The sequence below is a fragment of the Aquitalea magnusonii genome (genome assembly GCF_003202035.1).
In the GTDB taxonomy this organism is placed as follows: domain Bacteria; phylum Pseudomonadota; class Gammaproteobacteria; order Burkholderiales; family Chromobacteriaceae; genus Aquitalea; species Aquitalea magnusonii.
Genome location: NZ_QJKC01000004.1, coordinates 1 through 23,194 on the forward strand (window position 1 = coordinate 1; position 23,194 = coordinate 23,194).

General features: G+C 59.0%; 28 protein-coding genes. 1 reads left to right on the top strand and 27 read right to left on the bottom strand.

Translation table 11 applies throughout. From position 1 onward, the window contains the following. The 6 genes from DFR38_RS05150 to DFR38_RS05175 all read right to left on the bottom strand — a co-directional run. Positions 1 to 734: hypothetical protein (locus DFR38_RS05150; RefSeq protein ID WP_211310739.1), on the bottom strand; the 734-nt coding region annotated here is incomplete at its 3' end. 11 nt (positions 735 to 745) lie between these two features. Next, complete coding sequence (locus DFR38_RS05155; RefSeq protein WP_059284620.1) at positions 746 to 1,342, bottom strand: YmfQ family protein; 597 nt, start codon at positions 1,340 to 1,342, stop codon at positions 746 to 748. 6 nt (positions 1,343 to 1,348) lie between these two features. Next, positions 1,349 to 2,533 (bottom strand): baseplate J/gp47 family protein, encoded by a 1,185-nt coding sequence (locus tag DFR38_RS05160; RefSeq protein ID WP_059284621.1) that lies wholly within the window; start codon positions 2,531 to 2,533, stop codon positions 1,349 to 1,351. Position 2,534: 1 nt separating this feature from the next. Next, positions 2,535 to 3,821 carry a phage head spike fiber domain-containing protein gene (locus DFR38_RS21415; RefSeq protein WP_204377403.1) on the bottom strand — a complete coding sequence of 429 codons (1,287 nt, stop codon included), beginning with the start codon at positions 3,819 to 3,821 and terminating at the stop codon, positions 2,535 to 2,537. 52 nt (positions 3,822 to 3,873) lie between these two features. Next, a complete protein-coding gene (locus tag DFR38_RS05170) occupies positions 3,874 to 4,479 on the bottom strand; it encodes a phage baseplate assembly protein V (protein WP_059284622.1) in 606 nt (201 codons plus the stop codon). After that, complete coding sequence (locus DFR38_RS05175; protein WP_146215918.1) at positions 4,476 to 5,564, bottom strand: phage baseplate assembly protein; 1,089 nt, start codon at positions 5,562 to 5,564, stop codon at positions 4,476 to 4,478. The genes DFR38_RS05170 and DFR38_RS05175 overlap by 4 nt, the downstream gene beginning before the upstream one ends. A 71-nt stretch (positions 5,565 to 5,635) precedes the next feature. Here DFR38_RS05175 and DFR38_RS05185 point away from each other — a divergent pair, with 71 nt between their 5' ends. Further along, complete coding sequence (locus DFR38_RS05185; protein ID WP_059284625.1) at positions 5,636 to 5,893, top strand: hypothetical protein; 258 nt, start codon at positions 5,636 to 5,638, stop codon at positions 5,891 to 5,893. 1 nt (position 5,894) lies between these two features. Here DFR38_RS05185 and DFR38_RS05190 read toward each other — a convergent pair whose 3' ends face one another. From DFR38_RS05190 to DFR38_RS05290, 21 genes are all read right to left on the bottom strand, one after another. Continuing rightward, entirely contained in the window at positions 5,895 to 7,334 is a 1,440-nt protein-coding gene (locus DFR38_RS05190) for a DNA circularization protein (protein ID WP_059284626.1), read from the bottom strand. Beyond that, positions 7,331 to 9,343, bottom strand: coding sequence for a lytic transglycosylase domain-containing protein (locus tag DFR38_RS05195; protein ID WP_110313103.1), 2,013 nt, complete (start codon positions 9,341 to 9,343; stop codon positions 7,331 to 7,333). The genes DFR38_RS05190 and DFR38_RS05195 overlap by 4 nt, the downstream gene beginning before the upstream one ends. A gap of 144 nt (positions 9,344 to 9,487) precedes the next feature. Beyond that, on the bottom strand, positions 9,488 to 9,766 hold the full coding sequence (locus tag DFR38_RS05200; protein ID WP_059284628.1) for a phage tail assembly protein: 279 nt from the start codon (positions 9,764 to 9,766) through the stop codon (positions 9,488 to 9,490). Further along, positions 9,766 to 10,134 carry a phage tail tube protein gene (locus DFR38_RS05205; RefSeq protein WP_110313104.1) on the bottom strand — a complete coding sequence of 123 codons (369 nt, stop codon included), beginning with the start codon at positions 10,132 to 10,134 and terminating at the stop codon, positions 9,766 to 9,768. Before DFR38_RS05205 ends, DFR38_RS05200 begins: the two co-directional genes overlap by 1 nt. 59 nt (positions 10,135 to 10,193) lie before the next feature. Next, positions 10,194 to 11,675, bottom strand: coding sequence for a phage tail sheath subtilisin-like domain-containing protein (locus tag DFR38_RS05210; RefSeq protein WP_110313105.1), 1,482 nt, complete (start codon positions 11,673 to 11,675; stop codon positions 10,194 to 10,196). A 60-nt stretch (positions 11,676 to 11,735) separates the two neighbouring features. Beyond that, positions 11,736 to 11,900, bottom strand: a complete 165-nt coding sequence (locus DFR38_RS05215; protein WP_082693259.1) for a DUF2635 domain-containing protein — start codon at positions 11,898 to 11,900, stop codon at positions 11,736 to 11,738. A gap of 8 nt (positions 11,901 to 11,908) precedes the next feature. Beyond that, a complete protein-coding gene (locus tag DFR38_RS05220) occupies positions 11,909 to 12,445 on the bottom strand; it encodes a hypothetical protein (RefSeq protein ID WP_059284629.1) in 537 nt (178 codons plus the stop codon). 1 nt (position 12,446) lies between these two features. Continuing rightward, entirely contained in the window at positions 12,447 to 12,773 is a 327-nt protein-coding gene (locus DFR38_RS05225; protein ID WP_059284630.1) for a head-tail joining protein, read from the bottom strand. Next, the gene (locus tag DFR38_RS05230; RefSeq protein WP_059284631.1) at positions 12,773 to 13,012 is read right to left on the bottom strand and encodes a hypothetical protein; all 240 of its coding nucleotides are present in this window, start codon (positions 13,010 to 13,012) and stop codon (positions 12,773 to 12,775) included. The genes DFR38_RS05225 and DFR38_RS05230 overlap by 1 nt, the downstream gene beginning before the upstream one ends. Before the next feature lie 12 nt (positions 13,013 to 13,024). Beyond that, on the bottom strand, positions 13,025 to 14,074 hold the full coding sequence (locus DFR38_RS05235) for a major capsid protein (RefSeq protein ID WP_059284632.1): 1,050 nt from the start codon (positions 14,072 to 14,074) through the stop codon (positions 13,025 to 13,027). A 91-nt stretch (positions 14,075 to 14,165) separates the two neighbouring features. Continuing rightward, the gene (locus DFR38_RS05240; RefSeq protein WP_110313106.1) at positions 14,166 to 14,855 is read right to left on the bottom strand and encodes a head decoration protein; all 690 of its coding nucleotides are present in this window, start codon (positions 14,853 to 14,855) and stop codon (positions 14,166 to 14,168) included. 14 nt (positions 14,856 to 14,869) lie between these two features. After that, positions 14,870 to 15,472: a hypothetical protein gene (locus DFR38_RS05245; protein WP_059284634.1), complete on the bottom strand. Its 603-nt coding sequence runs from the start codon at positions 15,470 to 15,472 to the stop codon at positions 14,870 to 14,872. A gap of 12 nt (positions 15,473 to 15,484) precedes the next feature. Beyond that, positions 15,485 to 16,360 carry a S49 family peptidase gene (locus DFR38_RS05250; protein WP_059284635.1) on the bottom strand — a complete coding sequence of 292 codons (876 nt, stop codon included), beginning with the start codon at positions 16,358 to 16,360 and terminating at the stop codon, positions 15,485 to 15,487. After that, positions 16,357 to 17,988, bottom strand: a complete 1,632-nt coding sequence (locus DFR38_RS05255; protein WP_244909887.1) for a phage portal protein — start codon at positions 17,986 to 17,988, stop codon at positions 16,357 to 16,359. Before DFR38_RS05255 ends, DFR38_RS05250 begins: the two co-directional genes overlap by 4 nt. A 2-nt stretch (positions 17,989 to 17,990) precedes the next feature. Beyond that, positions 17,991 to 18,245, bottom strand: coding sequence for a gpW family head-tail joining protein (gpW, locus tag DFR38_RS05260; protein ID WP_059284636.1), 255 nt, complete (start codon positions 18,243 to 18,245; stop codon positions 17,991 to 17,993). 8 nt (positions 18,246 to 18,253) lie between these two features. Then, on the bottom strand, positions 18,254 to 20,242 hold the full coding sequence (locus DFR38_RS05265; protein WP_059284637.1) for a phage terminase large subunit family protein: 1,989 nt from the start codon (positions 20,240 to 20,242) through the stop codon (positions 18,254 to 18,256). Then, positions 20,181 to 20,714 (bottom strand): terminase small subunit, encoded by a 534-nt coding sequence (locus tag DFR38_RS05270; RefSeq protein WP_059284638.1) that lies wholly within the window; start codon positions 20,712 to 20,714, stop codon positions 20,181 to 20,183. Before DFR38_RS05270 ends, DFR38_RS05265 begins: the two co-directional genes overlap by 62 nt. Positions 20,715 to 20,807: 93 nt before the next feature. Further along, a complete protein-coding gene (locus DFR38_RS05275; protein ID WP_059284639.1) occupies positions 20,808 to 21,173 on the bottom strand; it encodes a hypothetical protein in 366 nt (121 codons plus the stop codon). 7 nt (positions 21,174 to 21,180) lie between these two features. After that, positions 21,181 to 21,858 carry a hypothetical protein gene (locus DFR38_RS05280; protein WP_059284640.1) on the bottom strand — a complete coding sequence of 226 codons (678 nt, stop codon included), beginning with the start codon at positions 21,856 to 21,858 and terminating at the stop codon, positions 21,181 to 21,183. Between the two features lie 68 nt (positions 21,859 to 21,926). Then, positions 21,927 to 22,352 (bottom strand): hypothetical protein, encoded by a 426-nt coding sequence (locus DFR38_RS05285; protein ID WP_146215919.1) that lies wholly within the window; start codon positions 22,350 to 22,352, stop codon positions 21,927 to 21,929. 139 nt (positions 22,353 to 22,491) lie between these two features. Continuing rightward, positions 22,492 to 22,974 (bottom strand): hypothetical protein, encoded by a 483-nt coding sequence (locus DFR38_RS05290; protein ID WP_110313108.1) that lies wholly within the window; start codon positions 22,972 to 22,974, stop codon positions 22,492 to 22,494. Between the last annotated feature and the right edge of the window lie 220 nt (positions 22,975 to 23,194).

The window sequence follows — 23,194 nt, forward strand, 5'->3', positions numbered from 1 at the left end:
CTGCCAGTTGTGCCGGCGGTCGGGAATGTGACGTTGAAGCGCTGCGGCGATGCGTACGCCTGAATTGCCGGCGACGGTGTCAGGGTATAAGCCGGTGCCGCGCCTGCCGCGGTAAATGCCGTACCCGCTTGAGTTTGAGATTGCCCAAGCTGCATTGCGTGATTTGCGGCAGTACCCGCCGTTATTTGCTGTGCCCCACCCGCGCATTCCATCAAAATCCAGATAGGGCTTCCTCCGTTCACCCCCGTAATAGTTGCACGCATCAGAACAGCAATACCGCCAGCCGGCAACTCTCCGCCTTGCAATGGCTGCAATGCGAGGCCGTAGATCGGCGCAGCGGACAGCCCGTCGGGCGAATAGGTCGCAGCGCCGGTATTTGCGGACCTGATACTCACTTGCTGCAGCAGCCCGGAAACCAGATCACTAGCCGACAAAGCCGGGCTATTTGTCGCAACATAAGTATTTACTGAACCGGTATCAGTCAGCACGACAGTTTTCTGGCAAATGCGCTTGATTGAGTCTCGCAGCTGAGTAAATGACGCTTTGCTAAGCGTCAGGCCGGCCCCAGTAACAATGTTACACATCTCAAGCATCACAGCATTCAAGAACTCAGCCGGCACAATAGTGGGTGCAACACCGGTCAGCGGGTTCCCATCAGTAAAAAAGCCCGGAGTTCCCGGGCTTGTCGGTGCCGGCTGCGCGGTCGCAGCGGTGGAGTTGTCAATTTGAAACATGCGCTACCTCATCATGAATAGTGGAACTGAACAACAGTGTGGGCAGGAGCTGCAGATTGGATCTGGCTCTGCAGCGGAGCATTGCCCCAACTCGCCAACGGCTCCCCCGCCCCGGACTGCCCAGCCGCGAACCTGATGATCGTGTTAAGCGCAGCGTTGACAGACCATACATGGCACCAGTCTTGCGATCCGGCCGGCTGCCCGGCGGCGCTTTGCCCGCAACGAAACGGGGCATAGTTTGTGACCGTTATGCTGTAACCCAGCGCCCCGGCCAGCTGCCGGTAATACGCAGCGGATTGGCCACCGATGGCGGTCAGCCTGGCAACGACCTGCTGCCGCCGCCCCTGCACGGCTGGGGCCAAACCGAGCACCGGGTCCGGCAAGCCGACCGCGGCTTCCCATTCCGGCAGAAGCTCGTAGGCGCTGGCCGGAAAGGCATCGATCAATAAGTTATTGGCCCGAGCGTGCTGACGCTCGTAAGTCGGCGCCAGCCCGAATATGCCTTGCGTCATCGTCGCGCCCGGCTCTCTCGGCCAGGCCTTGCCTCGCGGCAACAAGTTCTGCATCGCAGCCAAGTAGTCGGCCGCTGAGTAGTTGGGTGCAGGCATGTGACCTCACAGGAAAGTGACCGTGCCCAGGGTCGGAACAGAACCTACCGGGCTAGAAATATCGGCGCCAGATGGCGACAGGATCAGGAAGTCGGTAATCCCGGAGACGGCAGCAATGGCTGTCCAGATGTTAGCAAGCGGAACTTGGCCTCCTGCCGCGGTACTGATCCACCCCGGCGACGCACTGCTGACTTGGCCACCTGGTGCACCCTGGCGCAGCAGCACGCTGGCGATTGCCGCTTTGACTGCAATTTGCGCACTAACAGGGATGCCCCTGATAGTGAAGTTGACCGGGTTTGCGTTCGGCGCTACTACGTAGACCAGCGCAGTCACTGGCTGTAAAGGACAGATGTAGTTTGCTACCGTCAACTGATCGCCAGCGGCCACGGTGCCACGCGGCAAACCACCAGGCCCTTGGTCGTACTGCGAGACGCCATTTGTGCCGACCGGAAAACCGTTGTTAGCCGACTCTGCGTTGTCAAGCATCACGTAGAGCACTACCGTGCCCACCCCAAAGCCGTTATTGGCGACCCAGGCTCGCGTGACGCCAGGCACTTGCAACGCCCATGTCAGATAGTCATTATTGGCACCACCTTGAGGCGTAGACTGAAACGCAATCATCACACGTTGCCGGAATGCATCATCTGCCTCAAGATCTGCGCCGCCGGTAAATGCCGTCGCCGCAACACCGCTCGACGAAATCCCGGCAATTGCAGAAACCAGCGTCATCACCGTGCCGGCCGCAGTATTACCGAATGCCCCGGTCAGCGCTTGCGAGTCTGCATTTGCAATGGCTGGCGCGATTACATAGCCACCGGCACCCACCGTCGCATCCGCCGTGGTCGTGTAACCAACTCCGTCACCGCGGGCAAATGCGGAGCCAGCCGGCAGCAGCGTGCCGGGCACGCCGGGAAATGTCACGCTGCCGGAGGATTGGGCGGCAGGCTTGATATAGGTTTTCTTCAGCGCACCCCAGCCTTGCAAATATTCACCCGTCGCAGTGAATGGCGTCGCTTGCTGAGCAATCCAGTCAAGATAGCCGTAGTGCATATACGCCAAAGCAGCTTGCACTTTGCCAAGCACGCTGAGGTTACTGAAGCGCAGCAAACCATCGCTGCCGGGTACCGCTGAGCTTATATCCTGGGATACCTGATTTTGCAGTGCCGTCAATGTAGGCCGGGTATACGGCATATCAATTCATCCCCTTCCATGCCCAGCCGAACTGCTGAGCAACTGTTGAACCATCCATCCGATATGCAACAACCCAAGCCCCGAGCTTGCCCGGACCGACCCATTGCGTACGGATGTCAAACTTGGCAACAACCCCATCATCGATCAGCCACTGCAATGCCTCGACGATGTAATCGCGTGCGCGATTTGCGGTTTCTGTTGTCTGTTTTGCACGCTGGAGCAGCCAGAGGCGCGAGCCGATAGGGCTGCTTGGGTCATCGCAGCACCAGCCACGGGGGTCGCCGGTTCCGTCCGGGATCTTGTCGTCTGTACCAGCAAGCCGGTCGGTAAAAAGACTGATAAGCAGTGCGGTCTGTATGTCACTTCCAGATTGGAGATCACCACCAGGGCTTACTGTGCTAAGGACATAACTGCCCGTCCATGTCAGCACAGCGCCTGCTGCTGGCGCCGTTGCGAGCGTCAATAGCCCATTGGGTGAAAGCGTGTAGTCTGTAACTGTTACGGGAGCCCCGTTAGTTGGGATTGTCGGGGTAGCTGTAGAACCTGGCTCCAACTGCGCGTGCCACACGTAGATTCCTGATACACCGTCGCCGGTGTAGGACACGTTTCCGGGACTGTTAGCTAAGTTGAAATAGATCCCCTGGACTGTACTGCTATTGGTGTAGTTGCCACCAAAACTCAACCTGAACCAACCGCCATCGACTGCTGTTATGCTGCTTGTAAGAACGGTGCCGTTGGAGCGCGTTGCACTCACCGTCTGGGCGGACAAGTCAAACCATACCCCAAAGAAAGTAGAATTACCGTCGTAAACTAGCATCCGCCCAGCGGACCTGGCGCCCGCCTTTACGTAGATGGATCCGGCGCTTACTTGCCCTATAGGGGTTGAGACGGTCCAGAACATCCAGTGCTGTCCGGTGCCTGTTCCTTCTACAAGTTCGCACGCCCTCGAAACTCCGTCCGGAGCCAGGGTGGCGCTGGTCGTTACGCTAGCTGAGTTCAACGCCCAAGCCGAACTTTGGTTGAATGCGTCGCTGTAGGGACAGCGGTTTGTCCGTGGCGTCGGATACAACAACTGATTGCCTTGCCAATCATTGCGGTAGATCGAAGCAACGACAGTATCAATAACGCCCGGGGCTGAGACCAGGGGGAAGCTCGATACATTGCCATCGCAAACGGCGAATGGCGTCGGCGATGTAACTAAAATCGGTTGCCGCGCAACCGTCGTCGGATTAAATCCCCAGTCCCCAGTCTCGAAATCGCTATTCCAGATGGTTTTAATGTCAGACATAGCAATGGTCGCAAAAAAACCCGCAGAAGCGGGTTATGGGTTGAGACGTCTTTTATTCTTGCAGATTCGGCGGATTACTTGTCGCCGTTGAGTTGCCGGCCTGTACATTCGGCACGGCGTGGTCATGTCTGTTGTAGATGCTGCGCATCTGCGCCATTGACTTGCCGCCGGCGTCGGCATTGTCGGTAATATCGCCACCTGCATTGATCTGGCCAGCGACATTGAGTTCTGGAGTATTGAGCACCACTTTTGCTTCGGCATTGACGGTGATCGTTGGAGTGTTATTGACCGTCATCGGCAACCCTGCACCGTTCACGACGATACCGCCGCGCGTCAAGTAGATGGACTGGCCCTGATTATCGAAAATGGCCACTTCACCAGGCAGCAACCCTTTAAGACGCGAAGGCTGATGGTTGGTGGCAACGATCACACCATTTGAGCGGTCTCCACCAACAAAAACGAGCACAGCATCGGTTCCGGACGGCGGATTGCTGGTGAAACCATACTCAGCAGCTCGGCGCGTGTTGTCGCGCACTTCGGATGCGCCAAGCTGCACTTGCACCACTTGAATGGCCCCTGCATCGTTGACAGGGCCGATTTTCCCGCGCCCGACGAGCATCCAGACACGGTTCATGAGACGTTCGAATTGCTGGATCATTTCGAAGGGGCTCCAGTAGCCGGTAGCACATCCTGCAATCCGGGAAACAACAGGATCGGCTGCGGAAAGAACGCCTGCGGAGGCATGACAACTAGGTCGGCATGTGTGCCGGTTTCGTCGCGGCGATAAGTCACTTCAGAAATCAGCCAGGTCACACACTGCAGCCGAAGCGACGGCGCTGTTACAGTGACCAACGTGTTGGGTTCCCATAACTTTCCACTACCGTCGCGCCAGCTATCGACGGTGAGATTCACCGCCAAACTGCGCCCGGCCCGCCGCGCAGCTTCCCACTGTCCGCGCGCCTTTGATACCGAGAAATCGGCACCATCGCCGGTCTCGGCAATGATGCTGCGGCGGCGGAAGCGCGGCACCCCTGAATCTTCAAACGTGGCAAGCACGTCCGGGCCTGTGCCTACGTCAGACATGGAGTCGATCGCCAGCCGCCGCACCACGTATTCGCTGAAACGCTGATCCATCGCAAACAGCGATCCACCTGCTTCTAGCGATTTCCCCTCTTCGATTGTCGGGTAAGACGCACCATTTTTCGGTAGCGTCGCTTGGTTCAGTACCAGATTGCCATATGCATCCTCATAAACCAGCAACTGCCGATAGCGAGCGTGCTGCTCGATCACGCTATATGGCGTGTCACCCCAGGCTAGATTGACTTGAGGGATCGGTGCCCCGACATCCGCCAGCGCTGTGACCGATATACCGTACGGAGCGCAGAGCCCTTGTGCGATTGCCTCAACGGTCACGCTGCTCATCTGGCAGCCATTCCACGCATGCGAACAGTCGACCAGATCCTGGCACCGGCCTCGGCCAACAAGCGAAACACTATGCCGGCGCGCGCCAAGAGCCGGCACGAAACGATCGGCGTAACCGGTTACCACTACATCGCTACCCAGCAGTACCTGCAACGAATCGCCAGGCTTGACCGCTACCTCCCGCAAATTGTTACCGTCGAAGCGTTCACTCATACTGACCGTAAAGCCAGACGGAAAGCGCTCTATGCCGCGGGTGACACTGATGCCGGTCCAGCCAGAAATTCGGCTAGTCGCGGTCAGAATCGTGAGATCGTCATCCATATCGCACCCAAGAAAAAACCGCCACGCGGGCGGTTTGTTAATGCAGAATGGTTTCTTTGCAAGAAAGGACCATGATGATTACCGTTTTTGTCCTGACCATGGTATTCGCCGACGGCTACCAAGGCGGCCAAATGGCCTACACCGAGTACAAGACGATGGCCGAGTGCCAGCAACAAGGGCCGCGCGTCGCAACCAGCTACCACCAACAGGGCCACCCGACTTCGTTCTTTTGCCAGAAGATCAAACGCGGGCCGGTCAAACCGATCTCCAGCGCCGAGCAGGCCGAAATCATGCGGAAGTACCCGATGCCGGAGATGGTGACGCCGTAAGCTACTGCGCCAGGGCCTTGAAGCTAGTCGGCATGAACGCTGGGTGAATCGGGCTGGCCTGCCGGATCAATTCGTCAGCGCGGGTCGGATCGCGGTACAGCCGCAGGGCCAGCAAAAGCGCCGGCACTGGCGTCGGCGTCGTAACAGTGGTGACGCGCGACAGCTTTCCACCCCGAGCAGTCAAGTCAGCCACTACTGCAGCGCGCAGACTGCGCAGTGCTTGATAGGTTTCATCCTGCCCCGCATCAGCGGCAAACTGAATTTCTCCGTCTAGCAGCGCGCACATTTGAGCTCGCATCGCTACAGCATCGTCGTAGCTGGTCGGCAGATAGCGCGCCGAAGCCTGGCATGCGCCGATTACCGCACTGCGGCGCAACAATGCTGCGGTGGCACTTTGTGCCGCTGCCATTGCCGTGCCGATTTGCGACGTGTCTTGCGGCAGTGCCGGCGGAGTAAACTGCGCCATTTGCGTCAGCGCACTGATTGCGTCTGCAGGATTTGCGCACGCCGCAAGCACATTGACAACCACAGCTTGCACTGAAGCTGCAAAGGCATTGATCGTTCCAGGGTCACTACTCAGCGCACCAGCTGCCGCCGACATGCTACCCAGGCTGCTCACGACGACATCGCGCTGCTGCGTTCCCGCCGCAATGGCTTGGCGCACTGCTACAGCAGTCGCCGTGGGCGTGCGCGGCACCGGCCCGGAATACGAGTCAAGCAGGCCATGAAAACGCCCGAAATACCCAGGGATGCCAGCGATTGCGTTGTAAAGGTTACGTGCGGCATTGATGACGTTCTTGACGATGCCGACCCACTTGGTCACGGTATTTACAACTTGCTGAACGATCGCAATGCCCTGCTTCACCGCATCGGCCACCTGATGCATAAAATCTGCGACAGCAGCCAGGCCACCGGCTGCGGCCGCCCCATCTACATCAGCAGTGGTATCAGTAGTGTCAGAAGGGAATTCCCGCAGACCGGACTCGGTGAACGCCAGCGCAATCTCGAACACGCGTGCGGAGTCCCATTTCTCGGTGACGCGCAACGTATCAAGACTGACGTACAGCGTGCCCAGGGTCGGGTGCACCAACTCACCCATATCCTTGGACTCGGCGGCAGCGATCAGCTGATCACGCTGCTGGATCACGTCGTCACCGACCAAAAAGCCGATCAGGCTGATCTGGCGGGCTGCGCGCCCCATATCTTCCACCCACACCGTATCGCGGTTCGGGTACTCATGTAGCGCATTACGCCTGCCAAACTTGCCATCCGCAGCCAGCACGATGAACGGAACGCCCCGGTACGACGCGGGCCGCAGCTGGTCCTGGTAGCTGGGCGCGCCGAGCCCGAGCGCGTCGAGCAGTTGATTGGCCGCAGACATGACACCACTGACGGCACCGGCAGCCTGCTGCACGCCGTTAAGTACATCCTGAAAGCTCATGGGGTCACCATTTCCGGCATCGGATAGTTGAATCGCGAATCAACACTGCTTGCCACTTTAGACTCTGCAGCGGCGCCATGAGGCAACCCGGTAACGTGCGTTTGCACGTTGACTTTGAGTTGCCCGAGCTTTGCAACGCTGTCGTTCAGTTGCACAAGGAGCGCCGCGATTTGAGCGTTAGAGTCGCCCGGCGCCGCGCCTCGTCCTGGCGGCGACCCTGATATTGGGGCTGACTGCGAAGCAGCCGACTGCGCGGACGGCGAAGGCGCCGCCCCCATACCCGCCGCCACTTTTGCGATGAATCCACGAGTTTCGGCAGGTGCATTCCCGATACCTTTGCTATTCAGGTTGCCCTGCCCCCAGTTCCATGCTGCCAAGGCTTTTGGCACATCGCCGCGGTTCTGTCGCAGCAGATCGCGCAGCATACGCGCGGCAGCTTCCGATGACTCAATCAAATCGTCCGGGTTCTTCAGTCCATACTGCGCGGCCGTGGACGGCATAAACTGAAAATGGCCGCGCGCACCTTTTGGAGAGCGCATATTTTTACCGCGGCCAGACTCGGTCGACCAGACACTGTCAAGAATGCCTTTCGGCAGTTGGTATTGTGCCTCTAACTTATCGAACAGCTGCTTGGACACCTGGCTCGGGTTGCCTTTGTCGCTTGGAGCTACAGCTTCTGTCCATCCCTTCGGTGCCTCTTTCGGATGCTCTTTGATGTAGCGCTGAATGTAGGCCGGGTCGTTCTCGTCGCCGAATTCATACCACGGCCGATATGCACCACGGGCCTTGTCGCGCAGGGCTGCATAATCGCCGCCGGCGATATCGAGGCCATGCCAAGTCTTGGATCCGCCCAGCTTCTGAATGTGCTGCTTAGCCCATTCGTTCTCTCCCGCGTTGAGCGAGTCGGAATGCAGCATCAGATAGGCAGGCGCGCAAAGCCGCGAAATCCACGCGGTGATAGCGGAACCCAAACCCCCGAGAATTCCGGTAACTTCAGCCCCCGTTGCCGCGGCCTGAGCGCCACCCGCATCAGCTACCGCAGCGGATACCGACTTGGCCGCCGCACTCAAAAGCCTGCCAGATACGGAAGTGACGGTCTTTTTGATCAGCCACGCTCCTGCCACGCCCAGCGCCGCGCTACTGGCGATGGTCATGCCTGGCGATTCGGATAGCCACTTAGTAACCGTTACCATGATCCGGTTGTAGATCGGGCTGATCGCGTCACCCAGCCAGTTCTGAGCATGCTGCCCAGCCAGCGCCCCCTCGCGTTTCTTTTGCTCGGTCTCAGCCGCCTTCTTCAGTTCTGCATCAGATTGCACAGCACCCAATTGCGCAGCACGCGATTGCCCCGCATCCAGCTTCTTACTGCCGTCCAGCAACATCGGCAACAGCGACTGAATGCCGAACTGACTTGCGAGCATCATTTTGGTCTGCGCATTCATTTTCGGGTTTGCGAGCACATCAGACATGTCTTTCAGCGCCCGCGTCGTGTCGATCGCACCATCCTTGGTGCGGTGGATGCCGATTCCGAGCTTGTTGAGCAACGCCAACGCTTGCATGTTTCGGCCGTACAGCGCGTCGTTGAGCGTGCTGCCCAGCTGTGCGATACCGCTATCAAGCTGCTCGGTCGATACGCCGGCGAGACTGGCTGCGCCGCGTAGCGATTGCAGATCCCGCGCGGTAATACCCATTACCCGCGAAGTTTGCAGCACGCTACTACCCAGGCTGGCCCAGCTCGATGCCGCAGCAGCAAGACCGCCGACAGTGGCTGCGCCCGCGACGATACTCATCGGTTCCGCGGCCTTGGCAAGGCTATTGCCAAAACTCGCAGCCTTCTTTGACAAAGCATCGAAACGCATCCGGCTGAGCTGGCTATCCAGCTCGCCAAGACGCTTGCCGATCGCAAATCGCTTACCGAACGAACCAAGCCGAGTCTGAATGCGATTAAAAACGGCCGTGGCTTTATCCACGGCCGTGATCGTTAACCGGAACTGGTTTTCAGCCGCCATTACTCATCATCCTCATCATGTGGCCATGCCACCACTCAACGCGCGACCAAGTGAGACCCCATGCATCATGCGGCCCCCACCCGTAAAACTTGGTCACCTCGACAATGCGACTTTCCCAGTCCGGAGGCCGTTTGCCGGCCGGCGCTAACCGAAAAAATTCGACAGGTAGCTTTCCGCGGTCTTGAAGTCGCGGGCACCTACCTTACCGAGCACCGCGACGCTGACACCGGACACAGCCGAGATCAGTAGCTTTGTCGCCTCGATCGGGCCGTGCTTGTCCAGCGCTTTCATGAACCGGTCCAGCTCGTCGACGGTCGGCTCACGCAGTTCGAGCACGTAGGTCGTTTCGCCCGCCAGCTCGACCGGCTTGCGCAGCTCGATGGTCAGCTCGTCCGGCACTTCGGCTTTGTTTTCTTCAGCCATTACGCCTCCTCGACGCTCATGCCTTCCCAGCGCACCTCAACGGTGCCTTCGGCAGAGTCAACTTCTTGGGTTTCGACCGTCCACATGTTGCGGCCGATGATGGTCTTGCCGTTGGCCAGCTTGGCGGTCACGGTCACGTTGGTCATGGCGTTGAATTGCGCCACGGTCAGGCTACCGGTATCGCGGAAGCGGCCGGAGATATAACCGGCGTTCGGCGTCTCCTTGTAGCCGTGCACGCCGTCCATGCCCTTCATGGTTTCGCGCGTCACCTTGGAGACGTTGTATTTCAGCTCGCCTTCCAGCATGTACGCGGTGCCGTCGACGGTCAGCGTTGCGGTACCGGCGAGCAGGTTGGTGGTATCAGCCATTTACGGTTCCCAGAAAAGCACAAAGCCGCCCGAAGGCGGCTGTGCTGGATTGGTAAGGGTTACTGCAGACGGAACTGCGCCAGCAGCGCGAAGATGCGCAGTTGGTTGATCAGGATGCCCGGCCACAGCACGTTGACGCGGTTGGGGTTGTTGCTGTCCTGCTGGACGATCAGACCCGCCTTGAACGCATCGCCGTTCTGCACCACGCCGTCGTACTCGAGTTGGCGGTAGGCCGCGATGATGTCGCCACGGATGATGTCCGGCGTGACGATGTTCGAACCGGCAGCGAAACGGGTGCCGTTGGCCGCCAGCTTCATCCGTGCGTACTTGCTGGTGACCATCGTCCGCATGAAGCGCAGCACGTACATCAGCGTGAACAGGGTCTCCACCTCCAGGTAGCTGTTGTCCGGGTTGCCGAACGCATTTTTCTGGTAGGAGGTGATCAGGTTCTCGATGTAGACCGTGCCGTCCTGACCGACCATAAAGGTGCTGATGCCGTCGTACAGCAGGGTGTTACGGTCGGACAGGATGAAGCGACTCTGCAGCGGCGGGGCCAGCACGCCCTGCAGCGCCACGGTCTGCAGCGGCATGGCCGGGTCAGCGCGCAGCGATACCGCCGCGGCACCCGCCAGCGCGGCCGACCACAACCAGTTCGGCGTCGGGCTGTCGTAGAAGCCCAGGATGGTCTCGTGCTGGTTGTTGCGCCCGGTACCGAGCGTGGTCAGCGTGCTGACCGTGCCCCGGCTGGCTGCAAACACGTGCCCGTAGATCTGCTTGGCGTAGCTCCAGCGGCCGGTCGTGTCATTCAGCAAAGTCTGCAGCGCGTTCAGGCTGATGGTGTCGTTGTACGGGCAGACGATGAAATCGAAGGGCATGTCACCCAGGTTAGCGATCGCAGTGGTCATGTCCGGCGGGGTAGCACCACCACTCATCTGAACAAGAGTGACCGTAATACCTGCTGGCAGGATTTCGCCGCCAACCGGGCCGAGGTAGTTCACGCGCAGGTCGATATCGTTACCACACGGGCCTTTGTTGTCGGCAGTCAACGTGACGACACTGCCAACAGCGGAAGCTCCAACCGGGCAAGCAACATCTGCATTGATCGCCGTGGAAATCGCCGTGGCAATTTGCGCTGATGTCTGGGTGGTCAGCACCGGAACCGCATAGCGCACGCCACCCACATACAGGTAGAGGGTGCCGTTGGCGGTCGGCGCACCGCCGATGGTGACCGTGCCGGTAGCGGCCGTGGCGCTGCCGTTATCCGCCAACGGCAGATACCATACTTCGCCGAACTGGTCGTTCATGCGATACATAGCGGTCATCAGGGCAAGCATCGAACTGGGGCCGCCTACGGTTTGGGCGTCGCTGGGGCCCTGGCTGATCACCGGGATGTTGGCTACCGCAGTGCCGGCGGAGGTGATCTGGCCAATGATCAGCGCACGCTGATTGGCCTGCGCCGTGTTCGCGCGCGAGTTGTCGACCTCGGCGTAGAACAGCGGCACCCGGATGTTGGCCGGGATATTCTTAAACGGGATGGTCATTCAGACGCTCCAGAAACAAAAAACCCCGCCGAAGCGGGGTTTTACGTAGGGGGTTGGGGCTTAATCGCCCGGAACGGGCTGGGGCGCGCCGACCAGCTCGACGTCCTTATCGCGCACACGGCGCTGCCAGTAGTCGGTGTCGGGCACTTCGCGGCCCTCGTCGGGCAGCAGGTCCAGCAAATCGGGATCCCGGACACTCAGGCCCGGTGCGGGTTTTACAAACATGGTCTCTCCTACGCGGTCGGAAGCGGACTATCCATATCCAGGGCAATCGGGCTACTAGCGCCAGGCGCAGTTACCTGCGTGTGGATCCCGATATCGGTCAATTGCGTGGTGACGTTGGGGTTGTATAGCTGCGGAAATTCCAACGCGATAACTATTTGCGCCTCGCCTATGTGGTAGCGTTGCTCGGCCGAAAAATCGACTTCGGTATCGACAGATGCAAATTGCTGAATCTGTCTGGTGATATCCGGGCTAGCAAAGATGGCTTCTTCGATTTGCTCAACCAACACATCAAGATCAGCCACTGCAGTACCGAGGTCGGCGGCCTGGACGCGAGCATTGATGTGGATCTGTGCAATGGTGTTAAACATGGGCACATTTCGCCCCATGCTTTCCTTGTGCTCGCTGGGCGCCGAAACAATCACTGCCGGCAACTGCGGCAGCATTAGTGGAGCATCGCGGTTATTCCATACACTCAATCCGGCCAGTGTATTTGCCTGCTGAATGGCTGCGACAATTGCATCTCGCAGCAAATTGCGATACAGCATGTCAGCCTCCGGAAGCGTAATTCATCAACAGCTTGAGATGGCCATGTCCGTCATCGTGAATATCCCGAATGAGATAAGTGATGCCCAGGCGAATAATCGTGACCGCATCGCCCTGTTGGGGCCGCGCCGGGCAGGCTGAAGCCTGAATGCCGAATACCGGACAAACAGAGGTAATCGACTCAACCCCACTGAACCCATCCACAGCCTTGTAGGCCTCATCAAACACACCGGAAACCGAGTAAGGCGAACCCGACTGAGGGGTTATCTCAGCCGGCTCGCCAAACACACCAATGACAGGGCCAAGCACTTGCTTGTCCCAGTCAATCATCAGCTGCTCGCTTCTTCAGTCACCACGGTCACGCTGGGGCCGGCGTCGTCAGTTTCTGCAGACACCGTGGCGGAGCCCGGCACCGTAGCAGTGGCATCCGGGGCCAACCCAAGAATCCCGCGATCGGACAGGTACTGGTATTCAGCCTGCTCAACCTCGACCTGCTCACCGAGGCCGAATCGGCCGGCTTCGGTAACCACCGTGCCAGTCAGCACATAGGCTTTGACAGTCTTAGCCATGGTCACCACCTATCAGTTAACAACCGGAGCGCAAACCGTCGCAGCAAAGCAGGCATTCACTTGGGACGGGATGACGATCGGGCTGGATTGCAGCATCAGAATGCGCTGAGCCGGGTCTTTTTCTACCCAGGTCTTCGGCGCGTACGGCATGGCCTGATAAGCGTGGTCAGGGTCCAGAATCTGGCCGAAGGCACGCGTACCTTGCATATCGGAACCGCACATGATGACGGTACCGTCCGGCAACATCGGCTGTTCGACGTTGTTATCGTCGACATACCAGTCGTTGTAGACCCACAGGTTGTACTGACCCCAGACACCCTTGAACTGGGCGCCCTTCTGGATCTGCGGACCAACATTGATGCTGTTGCCTTGGCCGCCGCCACCCGGATACCAGATTGCTGCTTTGACCACCGGGTCAGCCAGGAAGAATTCCCAAGCTGTGGTGGTAAAAACGATATCGGTACACTGGCCACCAGATTTCTTCAGCACCTGGTGACCCCAGTTTTCAATCGACTGAGAAGGCAGCACGCCTGTTTGGCCCCACTGTGCAGCACCGGTCAGCGTAGTGGTCAGCGATGCATCGCGGCCAAAATCGACCACAGAGGTCGGGAAGCCATCGCCGGCAATGGTCACTTTGCCGCTCATCAGTGCCTGAGCAGCCATCCACTCCAGGCGGCGATCCAGCATATCCAGCTGATCTTCCATCTCGAACTGGAGGTTGGCCATTTCACGCTCGGCACCGGTCAGCTCGCCACCAATACGCTCACCAATCATGCGGCGGACCGGCTTACGCAGATCCGGCGCCCGCTTGTCCTTGATGTAGGCGGGTTTGAACATGTTGGTTTGGTAGCGGCGCTGCTCAACCAACTTGCCTTCCACCATCGGCGAGACAAACGGCGACATGCGGCGCTTACCGACATCAACGTCGATCGAGACAAACTCGGTTTCGGACATCACGATGCCCGGGAAAAACTTGTCCAGCAGAAACTTCTGGCTGCGTTTCAAGTTCGGCACCAGCGCAATCAGCGTATTGGTGTCGAAAAGGAAGGTATTTGCACCCATGGATGCCTCCATGCAAAAGGCCCGCAATTGCGGGCCTTTAAATGAAAATGCCCACCATGAGGTGGGCTAAATGGGATATTGCCGCCAGGGATTACGACGGGTCGGACGCGCTGACAGACGACTTGATGTAGATTTCCAGCGGACGCATTGCCAGTTTCAGCGCGGCCAGCGTCCAGCTGGCATCGTAGATCAGCGCATTACCGTTGAACTCGCCCTGCAGATACACCGGAGCGACAACCACGCCGCCGGAGGCATCGGCGTTATCGGCCAGGACGGCAACCGGAAGCTGGCTACCATCCTTGGCGGTGGCGACCGACTGCACATAGGCCAGATCGCCGGCCGGCACGGTAATGGTGTAACCATCGCCCGCAACAAAAGCGGTGCCACCCGCAGAAACGGTAAAGCCCAGTTGACCAGCGTACGCAGTACCCACAGCACCGCTGGCCAGCTGCGTGCCATCCGGCGCAGTCAGGGAAAAGGTAGTGGCGGCCGTAAAGGTCAGCACATAGGCGCCTGCCTTGGCGCCAGTACCCAGCGCAGGAGGAGTGATGGTGCCGTTACCGGTGTTTGCGCCACCGGCCGGCTTGCCGGCAACGGCTGCGGGCGTGCCCAGTTGACGTTGCCCCAGCACGGTACCGCGCAGCAGGGTGCCCAATGCCAGGTTGACATTGTCAGTGACCAGTTTGAGGTTGCCCGCGATCAGCTGATCCGGGATATAAGTGACAGCCGAAATGCTCGGCGCCTGGGTGTTATCACCCACGGAAGTGACAGAAAGTGCCATGTATCAGGCTCCTGTTATTGACGGACCTTGTTGACCGCGGCGGCGATCGCAGCTGCCTGGGCTTCCGGGCTATCCGGGCTCAGTGCGCGGCCACCCTCAGCACCGACTTTCGCATTCGGCACCTCAACCATACGGCTGGCCAGGCTACGACCACGCGGCGCACCACCTGCAGCAGCCACTTTCAGCATGTCGATGGCCTTGGCAGCGCTCATACCGGTGTTGAAAGCGAGGTGTGCGGCCATGTCGGGCCGCGTGGCCGCCTCAGTGCAGCGGAAAATGGCTGCGCAACGTGCACGTTCGGCGCGACGGGCTGCCTTTTCCTTTTCATCGTCATCCTCTTCGGCGTCAGCATCATCGTCATCATCTTCAGCGCGCGAGCCTTTAGCCTTTTTGCCCTTGGACTTGGGTTCGGATTCATCATCCTCTTCCATATCTTCATCACGATCATCGTCCGGGTCTTCGTTTTCTGCCCGGCGGGCAGAATCCTTGTCCTTGTCTTCTTCGTCCTGATCGGAATCTTCGGCACGGCGTGCGCGCTTGCTCTCTTCATCGCCTGCGGCACGCTTAGCGCCAAGGCCAAGCAGATGAGCGAAGTTGGCAGCAAGTCCTTTTGCCATGATGGTTTCCTTCTAATTGGCGGCCAGCTGCTGGAGCAAGGCCAAAAATGCGGCATCTGGCGCCGCAACACGGTCCGCGAGGCCAAGGCTGATGCCTTCTGCCCCGAGATAGGTACGCGCCTGTGTGCCTCGTACCACTTTTTCCGAAAGGCCACGATTGCGCGCGACAGTCCGGACAAACAAATCACCCATCGCATCGATGTCAGCCTGAAAGCGCTCACGCGCCTCTTTGCTGAGGGGGATTTCAGGGTGGCCATCAGCCTTGCATTCACCATGGGTGATGAAAGTGACTTTGAACCCGCCTTCGGCCAGCGCCTTGCTCCAGTCCATGTGCATCCAGATGACACCGATGGAACCCGTGCCACCAGTTCGCGGCACGGTGATCTGGTCAGCCGCGCTGGCAATAGCATAGGCAGCTGAATAGGCGGATTCATTCAGGATTGCCCAGATAGGCTTTTCGCCGCGGGCGTTGTAAATGGCATCGACCAGGTCAAAGCAGCCCGACACTTCCCCGCCCGGGCTATCGATATCCAGCACGATGGCTTCGACCTTCGGGTCGGACATCGCCATCAGGAAGTTTTGCCGAATGCCGTCATACCCCGTCATGCCGGAGTAAGGCCGAAGCGTCCCGAGACGTTGCACCAGCGTGCCGCGGATCGGTATAACAGCGGCAGAGCCAAGCAGGTCGTAACCGGCGCGCGGGTTATCACCCTGCCGATTGTAGTAGTCGTCATCGTCATCCCATGCGCCGGCCTCTGCCGGCCCGGCATGGGCGATATGGGTGACCCCTAAGCGCTCAGCCAAAGAGGCCATAATCACTTCAGCCTTGGCTGGGTGAATGGCAAGCGGCACGTTGAATAACCGCTGCGCCAGGTGGGCAAACTTCATACTGCCTCCGGTTTCTTGATCACTTCCTGCGCAGTTTGCATGCCCGCCCAAGACGGCGGCGTCAGGCCGCGCTGCTTGAAGGCTGCGATTTCGCGCTGCCGCTGGTCCAGGATTTCTTCCCAGTCCTCTCCCACGTTTTCCGCCGCTTCAGCTTCCAGCGTCGACAGGCCGGCATCCATACCCAGTACAGCGCCCTGCTTTTCAGCGACCGGGTCAACCCAGCCACGACCGGGACCCATCCATGTGCAGCGGCTATATGCAGCGCGGGCTTCGATGAAATCAGGCGCACCAGGCGGCAGGGGCAAATCGGCATCCTCAAAGACCTCTTCGAGGAACGCTGAAAAAATGGGCTGGGCAAAGCCAATGGAAAAATTGGTGCGACGAACCGTCAGTGTTTTCCACGCCTCCAGCAAGCTGGCGCGCGCGCTGGAATAGTTCACATCCGACCAGTCCTGCGACAGCTGCTGGGCGGAGATGCCCATGCCTGCTGCCGCATTGCGTAGCACTGCACGCTCGAAGTCGCCGAAGTTGCTAGCCGGCCGGGCAGCTGAAATCGCTGTGATTTTTTCGCCAGGGAACAGCGTGGGAATCCGCGCACCGGCTAGCGACAGCCGACGATCACCATGGAATTCGTTACGGCCAGCCTGGTACGCATTCAGCTCATCGCCCCCGCCCAGAGCCTGTTCGACAAACTCGCTATCAAACGGGCTTTCGATGTAGGCCCCGAACACGGCATTGATAATCGCGGCATCCAGCTCGGTGCTGTCATACTTCACCAGCATCTTCAACCGCTGCACGACAGGAGCCAGCACGCCAGCGCCACCACGATTTTGGCTGGCACGGTCGGCATCAAAGTCGTGAACCACGATTGGCCGGCACCATGCTGTTTCACGCAGCACCCGTTCCCATGTCATCGATTTGTCAGCGACAAACCAATCCCCCTGGTGGGCCTTGCGAATCCAGTAGGCCACTGCCGCACCGTCTTCATTGATCTCGACGCCACCGCGCATATAGCGCAAGTCGGTATGCTGCTGCGGGTTGCTCAGGCGGTCAGGGTCAACAATTTGCACTGTCGTGGCATAGCGCGCACGGCCAAGACTGATGTTGCCAGGCTTCCAGTGCAAAATGGCCAGCGCATCGCCATCCACCAGCTTGTGGCGGAAGGCCAGACGCATCATCTGGGCCACGGTCAGATTCCGATGCAGATCACACCACCGGCCGGGGTCATTCGCCCAAGTACGCCAGCGGGCCTCTACTGCACGGCCAAATTGATCAGCCCATTCTGCATTGAATTCATCGTTGCCGGTCATATCGGCCAATGCACGGTAATCGGGTTTGCAAACTGGCCGGAAATTGGCACCGATGGCATTGTCGAGAATCCGGGTAACACCGCCGGATGCCCAGCCATCGTTCCGAACCAGATCGCGCACACGGGACACGATGCGGTCCCGGTACATGTTCAGCTCGACATCCGGCCCCAGAATCATCGGATTCCAGTCCGCCATGTGACTGCCGATATTATCGGCAGCGTCATAGGGAGACCCATTTCCGCCAATCAGCATCCCCGGCCTACGGGCTGGCGGCAGTGGCCGGCCATCCGGCCCCAGAATTTGTACGGGGTTTTCCATGTTCAAAACCTGACTCTGATTGGCCGGCGAGCCTGCGGGATCATCCCCAGCGCCTGCTGCAATTGACGGATCAGCATGGTCAGCTGCGGCAGACTGGTGCGCGTGTATGTGACGGACTTTGAACCATCACCCTGGGCATACGCGAACGACTCGCCCTTGCTGCCCATTTGCAGCTGCACCAGCGCGGCCTGTGCATCGACCAGTGCCTGTTGCAGTTGGGCAGTTGTCATGCCCTGGAGCAAACTGGGAGGTGTCATGAGAATCCTTATGCCAGCCGGCTGGCCAGCTTGGGCGTTGTTGTTGGTTTGGTTGCGACAATCGGTTTCGCTTCCGGCTTCACCACCGCAGCGGGCGGCGGCAACGGCGCTGAGAACATATCGCCCGTCGCGGGCTGCACGGCTTCTTCCAGCCGCTGCCACATGCGTTCAGTAAACTTGTTCAAGTCCAACTGCTGCGCGCAGAACATCGCATAGACTGTGCAGTCCAGGACTTCATTGCGCCGGCCGGACGGCTTCACCCAGCGGTACTGATCGCCAGATTGCGTTTTGGCCAGAATGCGGTGCTCGGCTGTCAGCTGCTGGTAGAAGGTGGAAGGCAATTCCTTGCTGAAATGGATGTACCCTGCGCCGGGGTGAGCGATCTGCAATCGGCCATGCAGCAAGTCCTTCGCAGTGTCAGTACCGACCAGCCAAAGTTTCACACCGCGCTTGATGACCTTGCCGCGCCAGTTGACGTCCTGCGTTGAAGATCGGCCCTTGACCGGCTTACCCTGCTGGGAGTCACCCTTCACCGCAAACACTTTGCGGCGCACACGCTGACGACAGAAGTTGTAGGCTTGGTGGGTATAGTGGCCACCGGTGTCGATAGCGGATGCTTCGATCTGCAACATGCCACCGGCAGCATGCGGGAATGCCGTCAGTAGGTAATCATCCAGCTTGTCCCATTCCGATTCGTCTGCCGGATTGGCACGCAGCTGAACGTAGTCAACTGCCCAGGTTTCCTCGCCACGGCCGACTGCCCAAACCACTACCTCAAACCGGTCGGCCTGGACGTCGACGCCGGCTACCAGCACTAGGCCGCCCATGGGCACCTGCCGAAGCGGATATGCTTCGGCGCGGGCTTCCAGTGCATCAGAGTCTGTCTTTTCGACATCCTCTTCCCAGACCTCGCCGCGCGTGGTGTTGACGAAGGTTTTCATCTTCGACATATCACCCGCTTTGGCTTTTTCAGCAGCAGCCAGAAACTCGCGGACGATATCGGCCCAGCTGGCCTGCGGGCTGTATGCAGTCCAGATGTGGAAAGCAACATGGCCCGGAGCCGGGACGAGCTCATCAGCGCGGTTGAAGAACCTCAGCCCGTCATCGGTCCAGATGCCGCTGGCGCTGATCCAGCGCGTTGTTTTCCATACCGTCAGGTAATCGGCCTGGGTAAACAGCCCAGCACACTCCGGACACAGGTGCGCGGCGGTGTCGGGGTCATTGTTGACCCACTTGAAACCATGCGGCTCGCCACGGCCACCCCATGTCAGGGTGATCCACTCATTGCAATGCGGGCAGCGGATATGTGCCCGGAAAAACTCATCCGCCAGCTCAGCGCGGTCCTCGATCAGCGAGAACCCTTTCAGCTTGGGGGTGCTGCCCACCACCATCTTGGGGAAGGTGGCACCCTCGGTGCGCTTTTTGGCCAGTGTAAACGGGTCGCCTTCTTTCTCCACGTCCCGGTCGAAGGCGTCAGCCTCATCCAGATAGCCGGTGTCGATTGAGATGCGACGGTAGTTTTTGGCAGCCTTGCCGCCCTTGGTATGCAACAGGGAGTCGACAAACTTCTTTTGCCGCAGGGTGTTGGTTTTGTGCCGGGCCAGATACTGAGGGAATACATCCCGCATGACGGTTACGTCTCGCAGGGCCGGCTCCAGCTCGACCTTGACGAACTCGTCAGAGTCATCGTCTGTCGGCTGCCAGATAGCCTGATTGCGCCTCTTATGTTCCGCGTGATACAGCATCGCGGCCAGGATGATCTTGGTGTATCCCACCCGGGCAGACTTGAGCCAGTCCACTTCTCTGATGTCGTCGTTGCTGATGGCGTTCATTACCGCCACCTGAAACGGATAGGCCTCCCACGCCTGCTCGACATAGGACGATTCGGCCGACAGGTAGAAATGCTTGGCCGCCCACTCTGCTAGCGTCAGCGGATCAGGAGCCCCCATCGGGGCCAGACCCCGCCTGATGGCCTTCTGAATCTCGCTCTTGTCCATTCTCCAGTACGCTCCAGTCGAACTCCACCGACGCGGCCAGGTTTCGGGCTGTTGTGATTTCGCGGGTGATGAACTCAAGCACCGAAGTCGGAATGTCATCCGACTGGCGCTTGATCTTGATGGGGATGGCCTCCAGCACACCGGCAACCTGCCGTCCCATGCTGGCCAGAATGATTTCCAGAATCCAGACCGGGGCCAGCTCGCGGCGCATGCGCTCGTTCAGCATGGCCACCTTGTCGGCTTGTTCCTTGGCCAGGCGGGCGCGCTCCTGAACCAGCGAAGCGCCGCCATCAGCTGCACGGCCAGCAGCTTGCTCGCGCAGATGCGCGCAGTAGGCCTGCAGCCAGTCAATCAGGTTTCCACCAGGGGCGATGATGCCGCGGGCCAGCAGATCGCTAACCGCTGGCTGGCTGATGCCGACCAAAGCGCCGAACTCGGCCTGAGTGCCGGGACGGGCAAGACCATGCACCATATAACCCCCCTAGAGAAATCCCGTGACTAGAAAACGATCGCGGCGCGCAATGCCCGTGGGACCTACCCCCCGAGGAAGGACCCAAGGACAATATCAATGCCTTACCGCCTCCATCGCCAGGCGCAGGCGGCCGATCCGGTCGACCTCGATGCCACGCACGGCATCGGAGAACGCACCCGCCAGCACATCGGCAGGCACAGCATCTATTGCAGCACCACATGCCTTGCGCAGATCCATCAAAGCCACCGTAACCTCTGCTGACGTGGCGCGGGCCAAGCCATCAAAGCTGCTGACCAATCCCAACAGCAGGTACTCAGCAGCAGTGCGGGCAGCTGCGCTCGACGCCAGATGGCAAGCCGAAGCAAGCAGGCGCTCACCATCCCAGATCTCAGCCGACCATGCCTCAATGTCGCCGTCGCCTTCATAGTTCGCGCAGATACGCGTGAAAAGCTTGCTCATGCATCCCTCACTTCGCCGACGCCAGCGCCTTCAGCAGCTGCTCGGCAAACACTTTCTTGAAATCCCTGTCCACAATGCTGCGGGCCAGGGCGTGGTATTCGAGACGGGTTTTGACAGGCAAGGCATCGCCAAATCGGATCAGCAGTTTCAAACCACCAGTTCGCTTGCCATCCACCTTGTTCCAGGTGTTGCCTTTGCTGCCATTCCGGCCACGCTGGCGCTCACCTGTAGGCGGCCGTTGCCAAACGCCATTGATGACACGACCATCTTTGAAACGAACCTCGCCTATGAAAACATCTGGCCGCGCCTTCAGCCGCGCAAGCAGCTTTCGCGGCAACTGGCCATATGCATTCAGCTTGACGTTTTTCGGGTTCAGCAATGCGCGGCCAGGCAACACATGCTCACCCCCAGCCTCAAATGGATTCAGGTACTTTGCCGTCCGGTCTTTGATAAAGACCTGAGATTCCAGATTGGTCTTTCTGGCAGCTCTCATACCAACAGCGTTGCGGGTAAACGGTGAAGGGTGCTTCAACTTCTTCACCAGGTTATCCGACTCAGCGGCCTGCACCTGCTTGGCCATGACGGTCAGCGCCTGGGCAGTCGCGAACGGCACTTGCTTTCGTGCGATGAAGTTCAACCGTTTGGTGATGTCCTTCACATTCGTTTTGACGCTGATCGCAATCATGGCCACTCCTTGTGACACGCGCGGATTACCCGTAGGTTCTACGGCACGATGGCCAACCGCTCATGCCATCAAACCGGACTGACTTGCAGCATGCCTTGGGCAATCTGGCGCTGTCGCCGTGCAACTTCGCGCGCGCCGCAGCCGCTTTCAGCCCATTGCGTTTTCCACGCCGGGCCTTGGTGGCGAGTGCGGCGATGGTTATTGAACCGGCCAGTAAAGCGGTCACGACCATGGCCATTCGACTCATACGTGCCCAGGTGGGCGCGCGCCAGCATTTGCTGGGCAATCGGCATGGCGGAAATAGCAGCCAGCGCCTGCATAAATGCAATAGCACGGGCAAAAGGACTCGGCTTGTTCATGAGAACCCCCAGAAACAACAAAGCCCCGCTCAATGGCAGGGCTGAATGGTGGCCGCTAGCTATGCGGCAGGCCTGGCAAGCAGGCAAAACAAAGCCCCATGCGATGCACGGGGTGACATGGGTGCCACCGGTCAAGGTGGCGCGCCCTGGTCGAAACCAGAACGGAGGCGATCTGTAAATGAAAAAACCCAAGCCGTTTGACTTGGGTTTTTGAACGCAACTGCTGCGAGCGTAGCTGAAATGTACTTAAGTGCCGCACGGCCTGTCAAGCGGTTTAATCGTTCGCCGCCTGAATATTTTTCTCCAGGTCAGCCACAACACCAAACACACCCACCTGCCGGATGCCCGTGCGGCATGATTCCAGCGCCATTTGCAGCTCAGCCTGGGCATTGTGTACCCAGCGCTGAATGGTAGAGCGATTGACACCGGCCTCGCTTGCATACTGGGCGGTATGCGAATCCGACCGACGCCGCTGCATGGTGGCTACTGCCAGCACGCCACCCACCTGACTGCGGTAGTAGCGGTCGATGACAGCCTTGCTGTCCGGCCTTACCTTGCGGCACAACAGCAAGTCCACCAGCGACATCAACTCTTCCACCCGGCCATCCAGCCCGGCCGGCCTTGCCTCAGGATGCAGCGTAGCTGCCGCTGCCATCTGGCCATTCAATGACGACATTTTGTAGCCCAGCCCGTTGTTTTCGCGCCGGTCCACCCATGCCGCCCACTGCCACAAAAGATCATCTATCTGCTTGATCACGTTTTCGCCTCCGTGAAACCCCGAGGAGGCCCCTTAGCCCAGTCATGCCAGGCTTATTTTGTCCTGATATTTTACTCTTTGCCCCAATAGATTCAAATATTTATCGGGAATCACCGATTAAATCAGAATGTGAATACCCACGCTAAAATGTGATCGCAATGTGAAGCCCTGAAACCTAATAGGGATAAGCTTTTGTGAAGGATGTGAAGGATGTGAATAT

Coding starts and splice junctions, on each gene's coding strand:
- DFR38_RS05215 (WP_082693259.1), bottom strand. CDS start 11,900: ATGTTTGTAAAACCCGCACCGGGCCTGAGTGTCCGGGATCCCGATTTG.
- DFR38_RS05210 (WP_110313105.1), bottom strand. CDS start 11,675: ATGACCATCCCGTTTAAGAATATCCCGGCCAACATCCGGGTGCCGCTG.
- DFR38_RS05250 (WP_059284635.1), bottom strand. CDS start 16,360: ATGAAGTTTGCCCACCTGGCGCAGCGGTTATTCAACGTGCCGCTTGCC.
- DFR38_RS05225 (WP_059284630.1), bottom strand. CDS start 12,773: ATGATTGACTGGGACAAGCAAGTGCTTGGCCCTGTCATTGGTGTGTTT.
- DFR38_RS05245 (WP_059284634.1), bottom strand. CDS start 15,472: ATGGCAAAAGGACTTGCTGCCAACTTCGCTCATCTGCTTGGCCTTGGC.
- DFR38_RS05200 (WP_059284628.1), bottom strand. CDS start 9,766: ATGGCTGAAGAAAACAAAGCCGAAGTGCCGGACGAGCTGACCATCGAG.
- DFR38_RS05195 (WP_110313103.1), bottom strand. CDS start 9,343: ATGGCGGCTGAAAACCAGTTCCGGTTAACGATCACGGCCGTGGATAAA.
- DFR38_RS21415 (WP_204377403.1), bottom strand. CDS start 3,821: ATGTCTGACATTAAAACCATCTGGAATAGCGATTTCGAGACTGGGGAC.
- DFR38_RS05270 (WP_059284638.1), bottom strand. CDS start 20,714: ATGGTGCATGGTCTTGCCCGTCCCGGCACTCAGGCCGAGTTCGGCGCT.
- DFR38_RS05175 (WP_146215918.1), bottom strand. CDS start 5,564: ATGGATGACGATCTCACGATTCTGACCGCGACTAGCCGAATTTCTGGC.
- gpW (WP_059284636.1), bottom strand. CDS start 18,245: ATGACACCTCCCAGTTTGCTCCAGGGCATGACAACTGCCCAACTGCAA.
- DFR38_RS05280 (WP_059284640.1), bottom strand. CDS start 21,858: ATGATTGCGATCAGCGTCAAAACGAATGTGAAGGACATCACCAAACGG.
- DFR38_RS05205 (WP_110313104.1), bottom strand. CDS start 10,134: ATGGCTGATACCACCAACCTGCTCGCCGGTACCGCAACGCTGACCGTC.
- DFR38_RS05265 (WP_059284637.1), bottom strand. CDS start 20,242: ATGGACAAGAGCGAGATTCAGAAGGCCATCAGGCGGGGTCTGGCCCCG.
- DFR38_RS05240 (WP_110313106.1), bottom strand. CDS start 14,855: ATGGCACTTTCTGTCACTTCCGTGGGTGATAACACCCAGGCGCCGAGC.
- DFR38_RS05230 (WP_059284631.1), bottom strand. CDS start 13,012: ATGGCTAAGACTGTCAAAGCCTATGTGCTGACTGGCACGGTGGTTACC.
- DFR38_RS05235 (WP_059284632.1), bottom strand. CDS start 14,074: ATGGGTGCAAATACCTTCCTTTTCGACACCAATACGCTGATTGCGCTG.
- DFR38_RS05275 (WP_059284639.1), bottom strand. CDS start 21,173: ATGAGCAAGCTTTTCACGCGTATCTGCGCGAACTATGAAGGCGACGGC.
- DFR38_RS05170 (WP_059284622.1), bottom strand. CDS start 4,479: ATGATCCAGCAATTCGAACGTCTCATGAACCGTGTCTGGATGCTCGTC.
- DFR38_RS05190 (WP_059284626.1), bottom strand. CDS start 7,334: ATGAGCTTTCAGGATGTACTTAACGGCGTGCAGCAGGCTGCCGGTGCC.
- DFR38_RS05220 (WP_059284629.1), bottom strand. CDS start 12,445: ATGCTGTATCGCAATTTGCTGCGAGATGCAATTGTCGCAGCCATTCAG.
- DFR38_RS05155 (WP_059284620.1), bottom strand. CDS start 1,342: ATGCCTGCACCCAACTACTCAGCGGCCGACTACTTGGCTGCGATGCAG.
- DFR38_RS05255 (WP_244909887.1), bottom strand. CDS start 17,988: ATGGAAAACCCCGTACAAATTCTGGGGCCGGATGGCCGGCCACTGCCG.
- DFR38_RS05185 (WP_059284625.1), top strand. CDS start 5,636: ATGATGATTACCGTTTTTGTCCTGACCATGGTATTCGCCGACGGCTAC.
- DFR38_RS05160 (WP_059284621.1), bottom strand. CDS start 2,533: ATGCCGTATACCCGGCCTACATTGACGGCACTGCAAAATCAGGTATCC.